The organism is Vibrio sp. 1249-1 (assembly GCF_033340495.1).
The window spans coordinates 1-511 of sequence record NZ_JAWOWJ010001197.1 but is presented as its reverse complement, the minus strand read 5'-3'; the positions used below and the strand labels follow the sequence as shown (position 1 = coordinate 511).

The 511-nt window shown below is 45.6% G+C and carries 1 protein-coding gene and 1 pseudogene; one reads left to right on the top strand and one right to left on the bottom strand.

Translation table 11 applies throughout. The annotated features are described in order from the left end of the window. Nucleotides 1–164, top strand: a pseudogene (locus tag R7Z50_RS31240) (LysR family transcriptional regulator); the annotation flags it as partial. 20 nt (nucleotides 165–184) lie between these two features. Here R7Z50_RS31240 and R7Z50_RS31235 read toward each other — a convergent pair. Further along, nucleotides 185–385 (bottom strand): DUF4250 domain-containing protein, encoded by a 201-nt coding sequence (locus R7Z50_RS31235; RefSeq protein WP_005457961.1) that lies wholly within the window; start codon nucleotides 383–385, stop codon nucleotides 185–187. Nucleotides 386–511 lie beyond the last annotated feature (126 nt).

The window sequence follows — 511 nt, the reverse complement described above, 5'->3', positions numbered from 1 at the left end:
CTCGTCAGGGGTTAATCACCAGTAAACCATTTGGCAAAGGTTTGTGGCGTCGTCTGTTCGCAGCAACGCGTAACTCTGAAAAAGATAAGCGTTATCTGCAAGCCTTCTTTGCGACGGCGAGACAACAATGCAAAAGCCATCTTGACGGCATCAAGATGGCTTAACAACAAGGAATCGATTGAGACTAGCGTTCGTACGCTTTGAATTGATTGGTGAGTGGGTCGTACTGATAACCAAGCATATCAAGCTTGCCCACCACCGACTCAACATCCATTTCGTAGACCGAAGCCAACTCGTCAAAACTGTCGCACTCTAAGCGTAGTTTTTCGTTGACGATCCCCAACAAAATGATGCTATCCAGATTGCCTACATTGCTTAAATCCATCGCGACACTCCTCTTCGACAACGTATCAAGGTATATACCCAAGTGACTTCAAGATGTAGAGTTCAGAGCGTTGTCACTAATTCAAGTTCAAGGAAAACAACGCTGCGGAATAGCCAGCTATTTCCA